General features: G+C 44.1%; 16 protein-coding genes. 8 read left to right on the forward strand and 8 right to left on the reverse strand.

What is annotated here, in order from left to right:
- Positions 1-209: 209 nt before the first annotated feature.
- Positions 210-836 carry a class I SAM-dependent methyltransferase gene (locus RH88_RS03160; protein WP_005593410.1) on the forward strand — a complete coding sequence of 209 codons (627 nt, stop codon included), beginning with the start codon at positions 210-212 and terminating at the stop codon, positions 834-836.
- Positions 837-870: 34 nt separating this feature from the next.
- Here RH88_RS03160 and RH88_RS03165 read toward each other — a convergent pair whose 3' ends face one another.
- Complete coding sequence (locus RH88_RS03165) at positions 871-1326, reverse strand: hypothetical protein (RefSeq protein WP_005593413.1); 456 nt, start codon at positions 1324-1326, stop codon at positions 871-873.
- A gap of 80 nt (positions 1327-1406) precedes the next feature.
- Entirely contained in the window at positions 1407-1838 is a 432-nt protein-coding gene (locus RH88_RS03170; RefSeq protein WP_005593414.1) for a c-type cytochrome, read from the reverse strand.
- 165 nt (positions 1839-2003) lie between these two features.
- Here RH88_RS03170 and RH88_RS03175 point away from each other — a divergent pair, with 165 nt between their 5' ends.
- The 3 genes from RH88_RS03175 (at position 2004) to RH88_RS03185 (ending at position 4042) form a co-directional block, all read left to right on the forward strand.
- Positions 2004-2633 (forward strand): cytochrome b/b6 domain-containing protein, encoded by a 630-nt coding sequence (locus tag RH88_RS03175; RefSeq protein ID WP_005593415.1) that lies wholly within the window; start codon positions 2004-2006, stop codon positions 2631-2633.
- A 15-nt stretch (positions 2634-2648) separates the two neighbouring features.
- Positions 2649-3077 (forward strand): MarR family winged helix-turn-helix transcriptional regulator, encoded by a 429-nt coding sequence (locus RH88_RS03180; protein WP_005593416.1) that lies wholly within the window; start codon positions 2649-2651, stop codon positions 3075-3077.
- Positions 3078-3181: 104 nt separating this feature from the next.
- Complete coding sequence (locus RH88_RS03185) at positions 3182-4042, forward strand: hypothetical protein (RefSeq protein ID WP_005593417.1); 861 nt, start codon at positions 3182-3184, stop codon at positions 4040-4042.
- Positions 4043-4108: 66 nt separating this feature from the next.
- Here the strand turns inward: RH88_RS03185 and RH88_RS03190 are convergent, their stop codons facing one another.
- From RH88_RS03190 to RH88_RS03205, 4 genes are all read right to left on the reverse strand, one after another.
- Positions 4109-8248: a DUF3859 domain-containing protein gene (locus RH88_RS03190; RefSeq protein ID WP_005593418.1), complete on the reverse strand. Its 4140-nt coding sequence runs from the start codon at positions 8246-8248 to the stop codon at positions 4109-4111.
- Between the two features lie 120 nt (positions 8249-8368).
- Entirely contained in the window at positions 8369-8782 is a 414-nt protein-coding gene (gene arfB, locus RH88_RS03195; RefSeq protein WP_005593419.1) for an alternative ribosome rescue aminoacyl-tRNA hydrolase ArfB, read from the reverse strand.
- A 68-nt stretch (positions 8783-8850) separates the two neighbouring features.
- A complete protein-coding gene (locus tag RH88_RS03200) occupies positions 8851-10149 on the reverse strand; it encodes an alpha/beta fold hydrolase (RefSeq protein WP_005593420.1) in 1299 nt (432 codons plus the stop codon).
- 195 nt (positions 10150-10344) lie between these two features.
- Entirely contained in the window at positions 10345-12051 is a 1707-nt protein-coding gene (locus tag RH88_RS03205; protein WP_138944244.1) for an ankyrin repeat domain-containing protein, read from the reverse strand.
- 316 nt (positions 12052-12367) lie between these two features.
- Between RH88_RS03205 and RH88_RS03210 the strand changes: the two genes are divergently transcribed.
- Positions 12368-13132 carry a ferredoxin--NADP reductase gene (locus tag RH88_RS03210; protein ID WP_005593424.1) on the forward strand — a complete coding sequence of 255 codons (765 nt, stop codon included), beginning with the start codon at positions 12368-12370 and terminating at the stop codon, positions 13130-13132.
- A 138-nt stretch (positions 13133-13270) separates the two neighbouring features.
- Here RH88_RS03210 and RH88_RS03215 read toward each other — a convergent pair whose 3' ends face one another.
- On the reverse strand, positions 13271-13597 hold the full coding sequence (locus tag RH88_RS03215; protein WP_005593426.1) for a hypothetical protein: 327 nt from the start codon (positions 13595-13597) through the stop codon (positions 13271-13273).
- A 235-nt stretch (positions 13598-13832) separates the two neighbouring features.
- Between RH88_RS03215 and RH88_RS03220 the strand changes: the two genes are divergently transcribed.
- The gene (locus RH88_RS03220) at positions 13833-14189 is read left to right on the forward strand and encodes a hypothetical protein (RefSeq protein ID WP_005593427.1); all 357 of its coding nucleotides are present in this window, start codon (positions 13833-13835) and stop codon (positions 14187-14189) included.
- 12 nt (positions 14190-14201) lie between these two features.
- A complete protein-coding gene (locus RH88_RS03225; RefSeq protein ID WP_005593428.1) occupies positions 14202-14534 on the forward strand; it encodes a GlpM family protein in 333 nt (110 codons plus the stop codon).
- A gap of 60 nt (positions 14535-14594) precedes the next feature.
- Here RH88_RS03225 and nagB read toward each other — a convergent pair whose 3' ends face one another.
- Complete coding sequence (gene nagB / locus RH88_RS03230; protein WP_005593429.1) at positions 14595-15395, reverse strand: glucosamine-6-phosphate deaminase; 801 nt, start codon at positions 15393-15395, stop codon at positions 14595-14597.
- A gap of 508 nt (positions 15396-15903) precedes the next feature.
- Between nagB and RH88_RS03235 the strand changes: the two genes are divergently transcribed.
- A complete protein-coding gene (locus RH88_RS03235; RefSeq protein WP_005593430.1) occupies positions 15904-17133 on the forward strand; it encodes a tetratricopeptide repeat protein in 1230 nt (409 codons plus the stop codon).
- Positions 17134-17188 lie beyond the last annotated feature (55 nt).

Raw genomic sequence — 17188 nt, forward strand, 5'->3', positions numbered from 1 at the left:
CTATCTCTTACCTACCTTGTTAAGTGCACCTCTAGGCTGCTCATCTGTAAATCGTCATTCCGGTGCTACAAATTTGGGGCTTGGTCTCATTTTTTAACTTACTCGCTGATTCGAACGTTATCTATTCGTATTGTGGTGAAAAAATAAAAATTAGAATATTTTTTAAGCAATGTGGCATTTTGTAATTTGTGATTCCAAGGAGTGAAAGAGTGGAAAACAAATGGGAAGAATTTGCCAGAAATTTTGAGGCGAGCAACAATTACGTGGTTGGCCTAAAAGAGATCCAAACGATCAAAACACGCTTGCGTCAGCATCATGATTTAGGCGCGGTATTAGAGCTCGGCTGTGGTAATGGAACCTATACTGAAAGTCTTATCGACGCCAGTGATAGCATCGTTGCCACTGACTTATCTTTGCCAATGCTTGAAGTGAGTAAAATTCGCTTTGAACACCAAGCTAAAGTGATTGTCGAGCAAGCAGATTGCTTTGCGCTGCGCTATAAAGATCAATCCTTTGATACCGTCTTTATGGCCAACTTACTTCATGTTATCCCCAATCCAGTGCATGCGCTGCAAGAGTGCATGCGGGTACTCAAACCTGGTGGAAGAATCATCCTCATCAGTTTTACTCTGCACGGCATGACCTTTTGCAATAAATGGGCACTGAAATATCGATATTTACGTAAATATGGCATCAAGTCAGCGAATAATACTGTGATGACCCCCGTTCTGGCTCATGAACTTGCAGCGACTGCTGGCTTCCAAAATGTCATCACGGACTTATTAGGCAAACGAGTTAAAGCGGTATACCTGCTTGCGGAAAAACCGGATGAGTAGCGTAGCTGGATGATGAGCTTTTTAATGTTCTGCTTTATTTTCTGATCTTAGGCTTTTTGATCGTTAACCCGTCACGAATATTGAGTGCCATTAAGGTTAAATTTATCGAACCAGCAATCAATTCTATTCCCTGTATAAGGTAAAAATGTTGATCAAATAGCCCTTGGCTCGCCAATACGTTGAGATACATTGCGCACGGTAGCAAGATGAGCAAGCCATTAACGGCAATAATCGGCATGCGCTTCTTTTTGCGACCAATTGGGCCGACACCACTTTTAACCTTTGGTGCCATTTTCGATCCAGTTATCCCTGTCATAGCCATTAGTGGGAGCACCCCCCAGACCGCCCAAGAAATGTAATATTTGACGCTCGCCACGGTAGCGTGATCGGCAAAAAGTTCGCTAATTAAAGAACTGCTGAAAAAACTGGCGATCATAATAAAGGCTAAAACTGCGCAGGTTTTGTGTAGTGTAACCAATGATTGTTTCATCGATAGGTCCTCTCATCTTGTTAGATAGTGTCGCGTTATTGGCGTAGTACTATGAGTGTAATGTGATTCTGCGTTTGCATTTACCAACGAGAGCGATAGGTGCGATGACAGGCTCTACATGTCTGTTGCGCTGCTTCAATGCCTTGCTCAGCAAGATCCACATTGTGCTCTTTTGTTGCTCTGTAGAGCGTTTCAAAGCCTTGATCCATTTGCTGCATCAATTGATTAAATTCGTTTGGTTGTTGCCAAATCTTGTCACTCGCTTTACTGCCTTCTTGGCTCCCTTGGGGAAAGCTTTGCTGCAAGCTCTCACTCATTTCTTGTAGTTGTATTGCGCTAATCTCAACCGTTAGCCAGTCCGTTTCAAGGCCATCTAAATGTTCAGTCGCTTCTTTAAGCTGTTGTTCGATATGAGTAAATGCTTCTTGACGATTCTTTATCAGTTGAGAATCGCTACTTGCTAGAGCAATACAAGGGGTCATTAGTGCGATGAGTATTAGTTGGATTTTCATGATCTCATTCTCGTGATTCAGTGAGTTGTTAACAGGGCGGCAAATAACTTACACAACAATAGTTGCGGGTGCAACTATTGTTGTGTAAATTATTTGCCATTGCAGCTTGGGTGCAAATTGAACGGGCAACTAAGTATCTGAATAGAAGAGTAATTGAGGTTTAATATGAAAGTTTGGGATTTAGCTACACGCCTATATCACTGGTTACAAGCACTGCTGTTTATCGCTTTACTCGTGAGTGGTAACTCTGGTAATGGTCCGCATGTGCAGTTGGGGCTTGCACTGTTAACGCTAATTTTATGGCGATTGATTTGGGGTTTTGTCGGCAGTGAAACCAGCCGTTTCCGCTACTTTGTCTCTTCGCCGATCACCAGTTTAAAATACGCCGCTGGCCGAGTTACCGCGAAAGTGGGGCATAATCCACTCGGTGCATGGATGGTACTTAGCCTACTCTCAGCCTTACTAATTCAATGTATCTCAGGGCTTGCGTTAGCGGGTTTATTGGATGGCCTTCCACTGTCTCATCTATGGCTAACGGATACTATTTTTGAGTTATTGGTACAGGCTCATGTGGTGCTAGCGGATGTTTTACCCGTACTGGTCGGTGTACATCTTGCGGCGATTTTAATCTATAAATTGCGTGGCAAAGGATTAGTAAAGGCGATGATTACCGGAGTACAAAGCCATGTTGAAGCTGTTCAGCCAGTGGCTTTTGTCTCGCAAGGTTATGCATTTTTGATGCTAGTTGTCGCGACATTGGTTACCATGGCAATAATTGCTTTATCAATGATTTAAACAACGGTCTGAACAATGAGTGATAATTTTGATAGACAGTCTAGCTTTGGTTGGATGATCAACGTGGTGGCTGGCAAAGCGGAAAAAATGTTTGATGCGGAGCTAAAAAAACATGGTTTAAGTGTCGCACTATGGCCAACCATGATGTGTCTGTGGGAAGAGGAAGGGGTGACTCAGCGAGACATTGCTGCGAAATCCAAAGTGGAAAACTCCACCACCACTCGTACACTCGATAAGCTTGAGAATCTCGGGTTGGTTGAGCGTCGAGCCGATCCACATAGCCGCCGCTCATATCGTATCTACTTAACAGAACAAGCCCGGTCTTTGAAAGAACAATTATTGCCGATTCCAGTGGCGGTAAATCAGACGATGTTGAGTAGTTTAAATGATAAAGAGCAACAGCAAATGATCGCTCTATTACAAAAAATGGTTGCGGCGGTGTAGTTATCGTGGTCAATCAGAGTGACTTATTAAGTAAACCACAAGGTTTACTTTTTGTGCGGTAATAGTATGATGCGCGCTAATTATTTTGCTGATGTGCCATAACTTTGATTAAACGTAGCTTACTGACCACTTTATTGACCTCGCTGTTTTCCTTTTCTGCGCAGGCTGAATCTTTTTCGCTGCCTATTTGGAAGGATAAGGCGGAAGCGTTGGGCTATGAACTGCCAAAAGCAGTGGGTATTAGTCTGAGTTATATGACGTTAGAGCAAGATATCAACGTTAATTCGATTGCCCTAAGTGGTCTAAATTTGCCGGATCGAATTGGGTTAGACATGAAGGCTAATGGTGGTATGCAAAAAACGGATGTGATGAGCATTCGTGCTGATGCATGGCTATTTCCTTTTCTTAATGTCTATGCCATTGCCGGAATGCTTGAGGGCTACTCGCGCGCGAGTGTTGAATATAATGTCACGCTTGATATACCGTTTTTGGGCCCAATTAAGCATAAAGGTGATATCCCGAATTTCGAACTCGCTTTAGATGGCTATATGTATGGTATCGGTACGGTCATCGCGGGTGGTTATGGGAATGCATTTGCTCTCGTGGATCTGAGTTACACTCAAACTCGTCTTACGGTCATCGAAGGAGAAATTGACGCTATCGTTGTATCTCCTCGTATCGGCTATGATTTTACCAAACACGGTGTTCCTCTTCGATTATGGGCCGGCGCGATGTACCAAGATGTTGAACAGGTGCTAGAAGGTAAAGTTAAAGATATTGATATAGGAATCCCAGACGGCCTCGTGCCTGATGATGCTAGCTTCCGTGTAGAACAAAGCTTAGTCACCAAGTGGAATCCGCTGCTTGGGATGCAATATCAAGTGACAGACAGTTGGTACTTGCTCGGTGAAGTGGGTTTAGGCGATCGTAAAAGTGCCTTCCTCTCGATCGACCATCGTTTCTAATCAATAAACATCGTAGAAATTGAATTTAAAAAGCCGCTTAAATTAATCGTTAAGCGGCTTTTTCGTTTATATCATCGGATTTGGTCCTACCTCAGCGAGGGTTTTCATCGCGAGTTTTTCCATCATATGTAGATAGAATCGGCGTAATAAGCCATGTTTGCAATGTACGATAAGAACGCGGCATAGTTCCCCTTCGGTTGAGTAGCCAAACAGCACCTGCACGCCTTTTTGATTGAGATGTAAACCAATCACATTCTCGGCCTGAAAAGGATCCGGTTGGAACACCGCAGCTGGCGTCGCCTTGGTTAGCAACTTTTTCCATAATTTGGGTTGAGCGAGTGCTTTCTCAACGGCAGCCGTGGTTCCTAATAATAAATGTTTGCCCTTTAAACGTGTTTCAATGGATGGAACGAGTTGGTTCACAGCTGGGTACCAATGTTGAGCCGCATCATGGCTAAGTTCAATCTCACATAAGGCCAATCTTTTATTTTGGCGATAGCAATAGACTTGAGCAATATTGGTCGTAAGTCGATTACTTAAGTTTAAGGCACTATTAACGCGACACGGTGCGACAATCGCCAAGCCTTCTCTATTGAGATTTACACTACCGATTGATTGCTTATCTAATTGGTTGGATTGGTAAAGATCAATGACCGGTTTAACACGTATTGGGCGGCTTTCCATTATGTGAAATGTTTTTGTCACAATAAGGTTTTCGGCATCATCAAAGATATCAAAACGATAAACTCCCGGGATACATAAACTTTTATGTGACATGGTCCAGCCAATAAAGGCACTGCAATCGACTTCAATACTGCTTTGCCATTCCGAGACATAGCCTTGCTGTTGGGCAATATAAGGATGGTGTAGGCGTATTGTTAATGCGACTTGTTGTGGGTACTCCTCTTCACCATCTTCATTCGAAAAATACTCTAAACGAACACCAAAGGTTCGGTTGAGCTCTATTTCAACTAAATGACTTTGCTGGCGATGCTCAAGTTGCGCTATTGTCTTGAATTCGCTCTGCTCAATCTCCTCTTGTTGAGTGCCTTCAACCTCGTCACCTTCATGGCCGTCAACATAGATACCGTAATCCATAATTTCAATGCCAGGATTGGATTTAGGTGCATATCGACCGAGTTGAATCTCTGCGATGAGATCGCGAATATGGCGTGAACGATGATCGTGATAGTAGTTGATGATCGGTTCAAATTTGCCCTGTTGTGCCAACTTGACTAACGTTGCTTCTAAATCTTCCAGCGTGAGCTGATTTAGATGCTCAATAATATCGTCTTGTTGGGCGAAGTGTTTCAGAGCCATTCCCCACTCTTCGGCAACGATTTTCTTCAATAAGTGACTTTTGCTAGCACCCAGTTGCAACATTTTTTCGCATAACCACAGTGCGTTGTTTTCTTGGTTGTCGTCTTCTCTTTGATTATAGAGCTCGCTAAGCTCTAGCATCGGCGTATGAGCGAATAAACTCATAATATTGGCTTGTCGCTCCGGTTGGATAAACCAGAATAGAGTCGCTAATTCAGCCTCACCATACTCACCTTTTAAAGTGGATACGTGTTCAGTTTGCAAAACGGAGGTCAACTGAGAAATTTCGGTTTCATCGGCTAGGCGATCTAAGTGCAGATAGTGGTTGAACAACTCAAAATGTTGCTGTTGTTCTAGAGTGAGTTCGTGAGCTTGTGAATTATGACGTGTGATGTAGCGTTTAAATTGCGCCAAAATCACCGTGATGATTTCTTGGTCAAAATAATGGAGGGTGAGCTGCGGAGCATATTTTTTCAGCTCGAGCATAAAGGTTTGTTTATGACGTGGCAGTATCAGAGCTAAAGCTTGCTCAATGGCGCCATTTTGTTCTTCAGCTTGGGCAATATAGCCATCAAAGAGTGAAGCGAGCAGCGCTTGCTTATCCTCCCAGTATGAAAGGTCGTCGATGCGTCTTTCTATTATGATAGCTTGCTGAGTGACAGGTGATAGAACCTCAAGGCGAGAGGCTAAATGCTCATATTGAACTTGAGTTTCTAATGCTTCGTCGACATAGAATTTGGACAACAGGTACGCGGTTTTTAATGGCGCGATGAGCAACCAAAGATCGAGGAATCTACGACTGAATACATCGGTTGAATTTGGGGTTGTTGCCGCCAAATAACGCGCATAAACATCGGCACAGACCAGTAATTTCTGCCCACTTTTGTGGAAGTGGGAGATAAATAAGTAGTAGGGCTGCACAGGGTTGACTTGATATTTGAAACTGTCGCATCGCTGATAAGCGGCAAGACTGGTGGTGGCAAGTTGTTGATCCTGATGTGTGCCATCAAGGTAGCCAACGATGGCAGTACGTTGCTGCTGGTAGCTCGCTTTCTGCTCATCGGTTAACTCATCGCCGTATCCCTGATGCTCATCGTAATGACTATAATGATCAATGGCTGCAAGAGCGGCGACAGGTAAGTGGGCGGATAAAAACGCGGATACTTGCTGAGTAAGCTGATCACAGAGACCTTGTTCTAGATCGAAATTGAGGATGACAGCACAAGCGGTCAACTGCACTTCAAGATGATAATGATCAACAAAGTCCGCCTGCATGATAAGTTCAAATACTTGGTCACGATGATCAGCAATTAAACGATAAACCGCGATCGCGTCACTATGGTCGACACTGCCGCTGTAGCTGGAAAAACTTTCCACATAACGGTTAAAAAGAATGCGCCAATCACCATTAAAACGAGCGATGAAATCAGCATCGGTAAAGAACTGGTATTCTTCCACCATCTTAGAAACAAAGTCAGGGTGAAAGGGGTGTTTGTCATTCCAACGATGAATGACATCTAACATGCGAAATAGCTTGAATCGACCTTCGGCCTCATTCGGTTCGCCACTTTGATTACGCATCGTCCAATCAGCGATCAGGTTATAGAGAATATGTTCTAATTGGCTGGCTAGGCATTCATAAGGACCAGTGAAATACTGAATGTGGTGATTAATTTTAAAGTTGCCCGTTTTAGCTACCGTTTCTATATCACATGGTGTAATGGTATCGAGCACTTGTGGGTTTTCCCCACTAACGATGTAATGCCATAGCGCTTTACCGTTATCGACGCCTTCACATACGAAGGCTTTCCACTCTTCTTCACCGGTTCCCCAAGTGTAATAGAGGTCACCGAGTGGTTCTTGTTCAATCACTTTTGGTGCGACGATTGGGCGGCCTAAGTATTGCTCGATCTCTAGGGTAAGATCGGCTGCAACATCATCCGTTGGACTATCAATAAAGGTTTGGCTTAGTGTTTCTAAATTATTATCGCTGTCGCGATGCCAAGAGATGGGAGAAACGATAGATAGCATGATCCGTTCGATCGGCTTTTCGCAATATTCGCGTCCATTATTATTGGTCTGTAAAAAGTCTTGTTCGACAAAGCGCTCTTTTAATGCGGCTCTAAAGCGTTCAAATTCTAGTGGGTCTTCGCGGAATATTTGCAGCAACGAGGCAGAATGTTCACCTAGTGCGTGTTTTTGCTCGTCGTATGCAGTGTATTTCAAGTTGAACATTTGGGCTTGAGCGTTGGCATTATCACAGTAGCAAAAGGCTTTGAGAGTATGCTCGTTGTAGCCTAAATGGCTTGCGACAACACCAAGTACTTCTTCTCCGTATGGAGCATGCTCTGTGTCCCAGTTAGGTACGACGTAACCTGCTAATAAATACGTGAGTCGAGGGTAATGCATCGCAATCATCAACAGAGCCTGAAGGCCGAAGACTTCCGTATCTGAAATCCACATATTGGAGGAGTTATTGATACGACGTGAGGTTTGACACATCACTTTAGCTGTCGCCTCAATATCTGCCTCAAGTTGAGGATGTTGGCAAGCGAAGAGGAAAAAAACACTCTCCATCGGTAAGTAGCTTCGAGCTAGTGATAGCTCAGGTTGAATATCTTTATCGTCATGACCAGCATAGCGCATCAATAACGTGACTAGCGGTTTATCGAATAGCTCACCTAATACATCGCTACTGCCTGTTTCTAAGCAAAAACGAATACGACAATAAAAATCGCCAAAGGCCTCTTCCTGTTCGAGCAAATGGCGGTAGACGGTGAGGCCAGCTCGCAGTGAATCAATCGATTGGGGGTTAAAAGTCACCGTGAAAGGGGAGGCGGTGATTGCTGTTGGAGTTTCAAGTTCAGAAGCGTCAGAGACAGACATAGTTAAGCATACTTACGGCTAATGCATATAGATATTTAGCATAAAACGAGAGATTAACTATGTCATTGAAAATAAATGGTTAAAGCTCATTGTGTGAGCTTAGGCCTAGTGACGGTCGCCTTAATCGCGTAAGCGACCTCGGAGTGATTTGGTTTGGCTTTTAATGCCCTTAGCTTTGAGACGACGCTCTTTTGAACCGCGAGTTGGTTTGGTGGCTCGACGATGCTTTTGCACCACCGTCGCTGCGCGGATCAATTCTGCTAATCGGTTAAGCGCGTCTTCTTTATTTTGCTCTTGGGTACGAAATTGCTGAGCCTTAATGGTGATCACGCCATCTTTAGAAATGCGTGAATCCTTAAGTGCCAGCAAGCGTTCTTTATAGAAAGCAGGTAAAGAAGAGTGGTTGATATCAAACTGTAAGTGAATGGCAGAAGATACTTTATTGACGTTTTGACCACCCGCACCTTGGGCGCGGATGGCGGTCATTTGTATTTCCCATGCTTGTAGTGTGACAGTGTTGGATATTGTTAACATAATTCTCCGCCGCGAGATGGCGGCGTGGTGGTATGGATATTAAGTGCGAATCTTTCATTCATTGGCGGTTACTGTAGCATAGCGGCGGTTTGATCACCCATAGCAATCAGTTTATCAAGAATTCGTTCACCATCGGCTCGCAGGCCATTGTGTTCATATTCATTGGTGATCCATGCACTAGCATTACCCATTTGGGCTAAGGTTTCACGGCTATAGTCCATTTCAACAAACATATCATCCGCGTACACCGCGCAGCTCACTGGCACGGTATTGTTTGCCAGTTGTTTAGCATCATACAGCGCAGGCCAATCATTTTTTACGGCTAATAATTCTGCCGCGTGTTGCAGTGGTTTGAGATTGGCGTATTGCTCAAACATCCAAGGGAATACCATTTCACCAGTAAAGTAGAACGGTTGGCCTTTTTGGTAATTAAATGGGCTCAATTCACTACGTACGCGCTGGGCACTCCAATTTGACGCTTCACCTTGGCAGTAGATCGATTCATGCAAAATGGCGTAGATGGGATTGGTTTGAAAGCCTTGTTCGGCGAGCATCGCACTAAGAAATTCGTAGCGCAGTTGTGGTTGGCCATTGATTTCGACAAAGGCATTTTCGAGCTGGTAATAAGTGGCAATGAAACTGTCGCTCATGCCAAAGTTAATGCCAATTTGTTGGAATTGTTCTACGGTAAAACGCTGCCCATTAGGCAGGAACTCGTGGTGATCGATCAAATGATTGGCAATCGCTTGGCACATCGCTTGCGCTTGTGGAAATTGACGAAAAAAGGCTTGGTTCTTATCCATGGTGCGTTTAAATGTCGCGCGGTAAACATCATCTGCCGGGCGTGAAATTGAAGGTACACCGCCCGTAATGTAGCTACGCAATAGGCTGTGTGGAAACCGCGAAAGGTACGTCAATGAGCAAAAACCACCAAAGCTTTGACCGAGAATCGCCCACTGTTCGACACCGAATTGTTGACGAATAGTCTCGGCATCGCGAACGATGTTATCTGCACGAAAATGGCTTAGGTACTCCGCTTGCTGCTCGGGCGTGAACGACGCAAGGGTTTGGTGCGATATTACTGAGCTATTGCCGGTGCCACGTTGGTCAAGCAGTAACACGCGATAAGTTTGTAATGCACGTTTCAACCAACCGCCGTGGCCATTAGGACGCTGTGCTGGAAAGCCCGGCCCTCCTTGAAAATAAACCAGCCAAGGTTTATCACTCAACTCATCACCGGCTAAGCGCACTTCACGAGCGAAAAGGGTCAGCTGACCTTGTGCTACGTCGTTGTAGTCGAGTGGTACAGTAAAGTAATGCGGTAGGTAGTGAACACCCTGTTGGATAAAAGCTTGTGCATGTAACATTGAAACGATTCCTAATGTGGCCTTACAGCGGTTCGAGCGTTTATTTTACCATCGACTTGCTGACTTGTTCATCCCTAAGCGAGTTTGGCTTTATAAAGCAAAAGGCGCAGATGAAAGGGAACTTGATTAAAAAGAGCATTCCCTTGGGAATGCTCAGTGTTGGTCAGATGATGATGGCTTTGTATGCACACAAGATTAGTGGTACATCCGTCTCACGATGAAGGCGTCTGTTGGCAGTGAAAGCATCGATTCCTTATCTTCCATATAACGGCGTTCAAACGATGTCATCCGGTAACCGACGGGAGCAACGTCGATAATTTGTTTGACCAGTTTTTGCACCTCTGGATCTGAGATTGATACCGCTTGTTCTAGTTGCTTGTGCAGTTGAGGTACCAGTTGTTCGTATCGAGCCATTTTTAATCTCAATTTACTCTCGGGGTTTCTTGCCATACTCATGGCTGTCGCCCCGTTTTTACTCTCGATATCCAATTGTGCGCCTGCTCGAGTTAGTAGCTTAATAATAGAGTATTGTCCCCTTTTACTCGCGGTCATCAGTGCCGTTTCACCCGTCTCTTTGTTTTGCTCATTAACATCAACGCCAATGCTAATTAAATATTTGACTACCTTTGGCGATTGAAGACTGGCCATCATTAATGGATTGAGGTCGTAACGACTGGAGATATCCAGACTGGCATTGGCCTGTACTAAACGTTCTACTATGGCGACGTGATCATCAAAGATTGCTTCTATCAGAGCAGAGTCTCCCCATTTGCCTTTTGCGTTGATGTCGTCAACGCCGGCTTCTAATAGCAGGTTGACCACTTCCAACGAACCTCGAGAACTCGCAAATATTAGCGCGGTTCTAGCGTATTCAGGTTCTATTGCATTGACGTCGGCATTGGCCTTGATAAGCAACTGTGCAATAACAGGATTTCGTTGGATCGCCGCCACCATTAACGGAGTATAACCATAACCGTTAATGGCATTGAGGTTAGCCCCTTCGCTGACGAGCTTATTCACGGCTTCGGCGCAGTCGTGATCAATGGCATAAAATAGCGGTTGTTGCTGCTGTTGACTGAAAGTTTGTTGGCATAGCGCCTTATCTTTAGGCAGCACAGAGTAAGCAGGTGGCTGGTACTGCTCAAGTAAGATCACAATCTCGTCATGACCATTTTCTTTGGCATAATCTAATGGGGATTTACCAAAGTTGTCCCTTATATAAGTTCTTGGATTGGCTTTGAGTAGCTGTTTTACGGTTTCAGTATGGCCTTTATCGCTGGCGAAAATGAGGGCCGTTTGAGCGTTATAGCCATTGGATGATTGAATATCGACAGTGGCATTCTCTGCTAGCAGTTTTTCAACCATTGCGGCATTTCCTTCCCAGCTTGCCATCATTAAAGCGGTGAAACCACGCTCGTCAGCGAGATCGAAGTTTGCCTTGGCTTTAATTAATTCATCGACGATGTCTGCATGGTTGTTTTTGGCTGCGTACATCAGTGCGGTCATTGCGTTATCGTCGATGAGATCTGGCTTGGCGTTGGCAGCGATTAATTGTTGCGCTGCATGAATGCTGCCATTTTTAGCCGCGGCGATTAAGGCGGTGACCCCTGAGTGGGTGGCAGCATCAACGTTAGCCTCTGCTTTAATGAGTTGCTCGATGATCAATGATTGATCTTCGATGGCGGCATATATCAGTGGCGTCACGTGCAAATAGTCAGTCACGTTAGGATCTGCACCCATTTTGAGCATTTCACCGACTCTAATAGAACATTGGTATTCAACGGCGTTAAACAGCCGATCTGGCGCTGTAAAATCAAGATTATTGCATGGGTCTTGCTGGGCGTGGGTAGATGTCGATATGCCTGCTGCGATGACCAAGGTCAGCAGTAATTTTTTGCTCATGGTGATGCTTATCTCCTGTGCAATGATAAAAAGAGGGGATGCTTGAAATTTAAAAAGCTCATCATGATCAGAATTCATGACGGTGATCGAATAAGGCTAAATAAAAACAGTGACTTATGCAATTGTCTTTGTTGGGAAATTAGCGCTCAACAGGTGATTTATTGTCTCGGATTGGTTGTGTGATCAATGACATCAGCCCTTTGCCAAACCAAGAGAAGTACTATCGTTCAACAATAAAACACCCGCTTAAAAAATAGCGAATGGTCTATATTTTAAACTGTTAATAACGCTGTTGGTGATGAGACAAGAGGTGAAGATGAATGAAATAACAGGCTATTCTCAGGCGATCGTTGCGAAGCGAACCGACTGGACCAAGGAAATATTCAGTCTTCGCTTAAGCGGCGCCAACCTCTCTTTTAAAGCGGGGCAATTCACCAAATTGGCATTACTCGATGATGAAGGTAATACTATCTCCCGGGCTTACTCGCTGGTTAATGCGCCTCTGACGAGCAGTGATATGTTGGAATTTTTGATTATTGCTGATCCTAATGGACAACTGAGTCCGCGCTTACATCAACTAAAAGAAGGGCAAGCAATTTTTGTTGGTCAGAGAGCCAATGGTGACTTAACGTTTGAGTCGATTCCAAAGCAAAGTGATACGTTATGGTTACTTTCTACTGGAACCGGCATTGGGCCTTTTCTTGCTTTGCTTGATGATCTCAATTTTAGGCCAAGTAACCGGCGAATCGTACTGGTTCATGCTGTTCGACATCAATCCGACCTCGTGTACCGTTACCTGATTAATCAGTTAGTTGAACAGTATCAAGGACGACTGATTTACCAGCCTATCGTGTCGAGAGAGCAAGTGCCAGAGGCGCTACATGGTCGCATTCCAGCTCTTATTGAGAGTGGTGAATTGATGCAAGCAACCGACGCCGAATTTCATGCCGAAGAAAGCTTTGTTATGTTATGTGGCAATCCTGAAATGATCAAAAGTACCATCTCTACCTTAACCGAGAAGGGGCTTACTAAGCATCGTACAGCTCAAGCAGGTAATATTATCTACGAGCGTTATTGGTGACATCCTACTAATGACGAAACGCAGTGTTTAAGTGAGTAAGGGCGAGCGAGTCATGGTCCGCTCGCTCTTTTGTTGTCGGTGATAATACTCGACGAGTACGATCAGTTAGGATGATAAATTGCCGATACCAACAGTCATTTATGGCGCTTGATCAAGTTGCCAAAAATCAAGGATATGGACCGTCTCTTTGCATCGACCTTTTAAAATTTGATAGCTTGGTTCATAGGTTTTGCCAAGATAGGTAGTGCGAATGAGGTCGCCAGTATTCACATCGACCTGAGTGATAACTCTACCTTTAAAGTTTTGAAAAAGAACAAATTGCTCACTGCGGTACACCATTTGTTCTGGATAGAATAAAAAGGTATCGGTGGTTTCTAGTAGTTCACATTTTAAAGGTAAAGAGTTGGGCCCGGTGGCTGAGGCTGGAGTGGTTAGCAGCAGTACTGCGAAAATAATGCTATTCATCATACGCTCCTAGAAGGCTGCCTAAATGCTGATTTAAGTATAGGAGGCGGATAAGTAATAGGTGCAAAACTTTGTATCAAATTTAAGAATTCTATCTGCTCAGGCGTATGATTCAAGTGACATAAAGGCTTTGGGGAAATTTTCATCTGGTGAGAATCGCCGGAATTAACCTGTCGTGTTGTTGTTTCTTTCCACGTTACTCTGAACGTTAAAGGATGAAAATAATGGCAGAAAAATGAATTTGATCGTTAATGTACATAAAGGTGTGCGCAAAGTTGGCTTTGAGATGGCAACGCGTCAAGCGTGGAAATGTGGTGTAAAGGCCAATGTCGTTAGCCGCGTTGTGGGCATCGCAAAAGGGCAAATTGTCTGTGTCATTGAAGGATGCCGAGCAGAATTATCGACACCACTCAATAATCCTCTGCATGATGACAGCAAACAAGGTCGTTACATTTTTATTGGTGGTGTGTGTTGGGAACCGAACTCGTTACTTGCCCCTGGTTTTCCTGAATTTATGTTTATGCATGTGCGTAATCTGAGTGCCAAACACAAGTATATGACCGATGAACAATTGCTGATGAATCTCGCTTAGAAGAGCATTGTAATGTTGGCTTTGTTTCTCAAAAGTATGCTGGGTGCTTTGGCTGTATTGGTTATTGCGCTTTTATCTCGCACACCATACTTTTTCGTTGCTGGATTAGTACCGCTGTTTCCGACTTTTGCTCTGATCGCACACTATATTGTTGGTGAAGAGAAAGGGATGGAGGGGCTACGAGCAACTGCGTTGTTTGGGCTGTTTTCTTTACTGCCTTATGCTGCGTATTTACTTGCGGTTTATTGGCTGAGTTATCGTTATCAATTACCGACGACGTTAGCTTTCGCCACAATCATTTGGTTACTCGCTGCTGCGGTATTACTGTTCTTTTGGACTCGATGAATAAAGATAAACAAAAAGGAGGCGATTGCCTCCTTTTTCATCAATAGAGTGAACTAAAGATTAGAAACCTTTGATGTTCTCAGCTTCTAGCTCATGGAAGTACTTAACTGTCTTCACTTTAAGCTCTTGAGTTGATGGCTCGTCACATACGATCACTGATTTAGGGTGTAGCTGAAGTGCAGATACAGTCCATAGGTGGTTAACGCTACCTTCAACTGCTGCTTCTAGAGCTAGCGCTTTGTTGTGGCCTGTAACCAGAATCATGATTTCTTGTGCGTCTAGTAGAGTGCCAACACCAATCGTTAGTGCGTACTTAGGTACTTGGTTGATGTCGCCATCGAAGAAGCGAGAGTTCGCGATACGAGTTTCTTCAGTCAGAGTCTTAATACGAGTGCGTGAAGACAGAGAAGATGCTGGCTCGTTAAATGCGATATGACCGTCGTTACCTACGCCGCCCATGAATAGGTTGATTTTGCCGTAAGACTTGATTTTGTCTTCGTAACGTTGGCATTCAACTTCGTTATCAGCCGCGTTACCGTCAAGCAGGTTGATGTTCTCATCCTGAATGTCGATGTGGTTGAAGAAGTTGTTGTACATGAAAGAACGGTATGACTCTGGGTGATCCGCAGGGATACCAATGTACTCATCCATGTTGAAAGTAACTACGTGCTTAAAGCTAACTTCGCCAGCTTTGTGCAATTCAATTAGTGCATTGTAAGTTGCTAGAGGAGTACCACCTGTTGGTAGACCTAGAACGAACGGACGCTCAGCTGTTGGTACGAAATCGTTAATACGTTTTACGATATGCGCTGCTGCCCATTTACCTACTTGTGCTGCTTGTTGAAGCGGGATAAGTCTCATTTTTTGCCCCTAATTATTGGAATTCAATATGCTGTACACATTAATTCGCATTATAAAATAAGTGATCTGGTTGTTCTATTGTTTTTGGTCAATTTTTGTCATTTCTTTTTAAAATGATGCGATAAATGATAACGCATACGATTGCTGAGCAATGTTCTCCCCGAGATGTATGCTATTTTATACGGAAGAGAAAAGGATTTTTTATTCAGCGAACTATCAATAGCGATTGGTTGTAATTGACGGATTTATAACATAATTATGTGAATTGATAAGTGAGTCACAAATTGATGAGCCGGTCGTTTACCCATCGATTTAGTTCGCGAATCAGCTCTAAGTGTGATGAAATCTCTCAATGTTTTCGGCAAAAAGCCGATATAGAGGTTAGTAACTTCAGGTGCAGGAACTAGAGTCTTGCAACAGGCTGCAATTGACTTTTCACCGAACAACCTAAGAAAGGTTGGGGTAGAGCAAGTTAGCGACCATTAACTCAACGTGTGGCATAAAAATAATGAATATGATGGGGATCGCCATTAGTGCGACCGGGTTACTCTTACTGCTGTTATTTGCTTGGATGCTGGCGCTGTCATTAAGACAAAAGCGTGTTGAACGCGAGCGTAAACAACGGGAAATCACCTACCGTAAAGCACTTGAACGTGACCGCAAGCAAGAAGAAGAGCAGCGCGTAAGGAAAGCGGAAAATGGTGACCTTACGATGATTTTGTACTTGGCGAAAGAAGCCGAACGAACCAATTTGCGCAAGGCGCTCTATTGGTATCATAAAGCCGCATTGCAAGACAACGTAACCGGCATGTACGGTATTGTTCGCATCAGTGAACGAATGCGTGATGACATGGTGTTAAGAGAGCAGGCAAAATTCTGGAAAAAGGCCATTGCGGCGAGTGATGGTGATATGTCTGCGAAATTCCAAGTCGCAGAAGCGCTTTATTACGGCAGAGGTATTGAGCAGAATTTTGACAAGGGTTATGCATTAATGGAGCAAGCTGCATTACAACAATATGAACCAGCAATGCTGTTCCTTGGTGATTGGATGATTGCGAATGCCAACCCTTCCCCTAGTCCTGTCGCATCGACCGAGTGGTTTCGGAAAGTCGCACTATTACGTAACAACGAAGGTCGCATGAAACTGGGCCTTAATTATCTGAATGGTATTGGTGTTGAAGAAGATTTTGCTCATGGGTGCTATTGGTTAGAGCGTGCCGCTGAAAAAGGCTATGTTCCAGCCATGTATAAGGCCGGTGAAATTTGGCTTGAGCATGGCGTGAGTGGCCGCAGTATTGCGTATATCTGGCTGTTCTTAGCAGGACAGATGGGGCATGAAGAAGCCCGAGTTTTGCGTGAACAAGTCGCGCTTAACTTGAGTGTTGATACTGTTGTGGGTTTGCAAGCGCTTGCAAAACCAATGCTTAAGCGAATATTAGCCAATAAAGTAAGTAAGCACGCCTTGATTAAAGCCTTCAATAAACTCTATAAGCGTGAGATCGACATAGACAAATATGATCCAATGCCATCGGTCACTAAAGACTCAGACACAGCATCTAAGTCTAACAGACAAGTAGAGAAAGAGATGACCAGCGAGGTATTATCGCAAGAAGAAACACTTGATGGGGGGCCTTTTCAGGCCATTGATGATTCATCCAATCAACAGCCTCAAGTGAGTGTCACATCAGCCGCCACGCTCGACTTCTCACAATCCCCCATGGATAGGTCGCGCAGTTAAGCATGGTAGATTGTTAATCTCGCGATTAGAAAAAACCAATTAAAAAGCCCCGAGA

The sequence above is a fragment of the Vibrio scophthalmi LMG 19158 genome (assembly GCF_000222585.1).
GTDB classification, from domain to species: Bacteria; Pseudomonadota; Gammaproteobacteria; order Enterobacterales; family Vibrionaceae; genus Vibrio; species Vibrio scophthalmi.

Excerpts from the sequence above, each read along its gene's own strand:
- RH88_RS03225 (WP_005593428.1), top strand. The coding sequence starts at position 14,202 with ATGTTGGCTTTGTTTCTCAAAAGTATGCTGGGTGCTTTGGCTGTATTG.
- RH88_RS03170 (WP_005593414.1), bottom strand. The coding sequence starts at position 1,838 with ATGAAAATCCAACTAATACTCATCGCACTAATGACCCCTTGTATTGCT.
- RH88_RS03200 (WP_005593420.1), bottom strand. The coding sequence starts at position 10,149 with ATGTTACATGCACAAGCTTTTATCCAACAGGGTGTTCACTACCTACCG.
- RH88_RS03215 (WP_005593426.1), bottom strand. The coding sequence starts at position 13,597 with ATGAATAGCATTATTTTCGCAGTACTGCTGCTAACCACTCCAGCCTCA.
- RH88_RS03220 (WP_005593427.1), top strand. The coding sequence starts at position 13,833 with ATGAATTTGATCGTTAATGTACATAAAGGTGTGCGCAAAGTTGGCTTT.
- RH88_RS03180 (WP_005593416.1), top strand. The coding sequence starts at position 2,649 with ATGAGTGATAATTTTGATAGACAGTCTAGCTTTGGTTGGATGATCAAC.
- RH88_RS03210 (WP_005593424.1), top strand. The coding sequence starts at position 12,368 with ATGAATGAAATAACAGGCTATTCTCAGGCGATCGTTGCGAAGCGAACC.
- RH88_RS03190 (WP_005593418.1), bottom strand. The coding sequence starts at position 8,248 with ATGTCTGTCTCTGACGCTTCTGAACTTGAAACTCCAACAGCAATCACC.
- arfB (WP_005593419.1), bottom strand. The coding sequence starts at position 8,782 with ATGTTAACAATATCCAACACTGTCACACTACAAGCATGGGAAATACAA.
- nagB (WP_005593429.1), bottom strand. The coding sequence starts at position 15,395 with ATGAGACTTATCCCGCTTCAACAAGCAGCACAAGTAGGTAAATGGGCA.
- RH88_RS03205 (WP_138944244.1), bottom strand. The coding sequence starts at position 12,051 with ATGAGCAAAAAATTACTGCTGACCTTGGTCATCGCAGCAGGCATATCG.
- RH88_RS03235 (WP_005593430.1), top strand. The coding sequence starts at position 15,904 with ATGAATATGATGGGGATCGCCATTAGTGCGACCGGGTTACTCTTACTG.
- RH88_RS03165 (WP_005593413.1), bottom strand. The coding sequence starts at position 1,326 with ATGAAACAATCATTGGTTACACTACACAAAACCTGCGCAGTTTTAGCC.
- RH88_RS03175 (WP_005593415.1), top strand. The coding sequence starts at position 2,004 with ATGAAAGTTTGGGATTTAGCTACACGCCTATATCACTGGTTACAAGCA.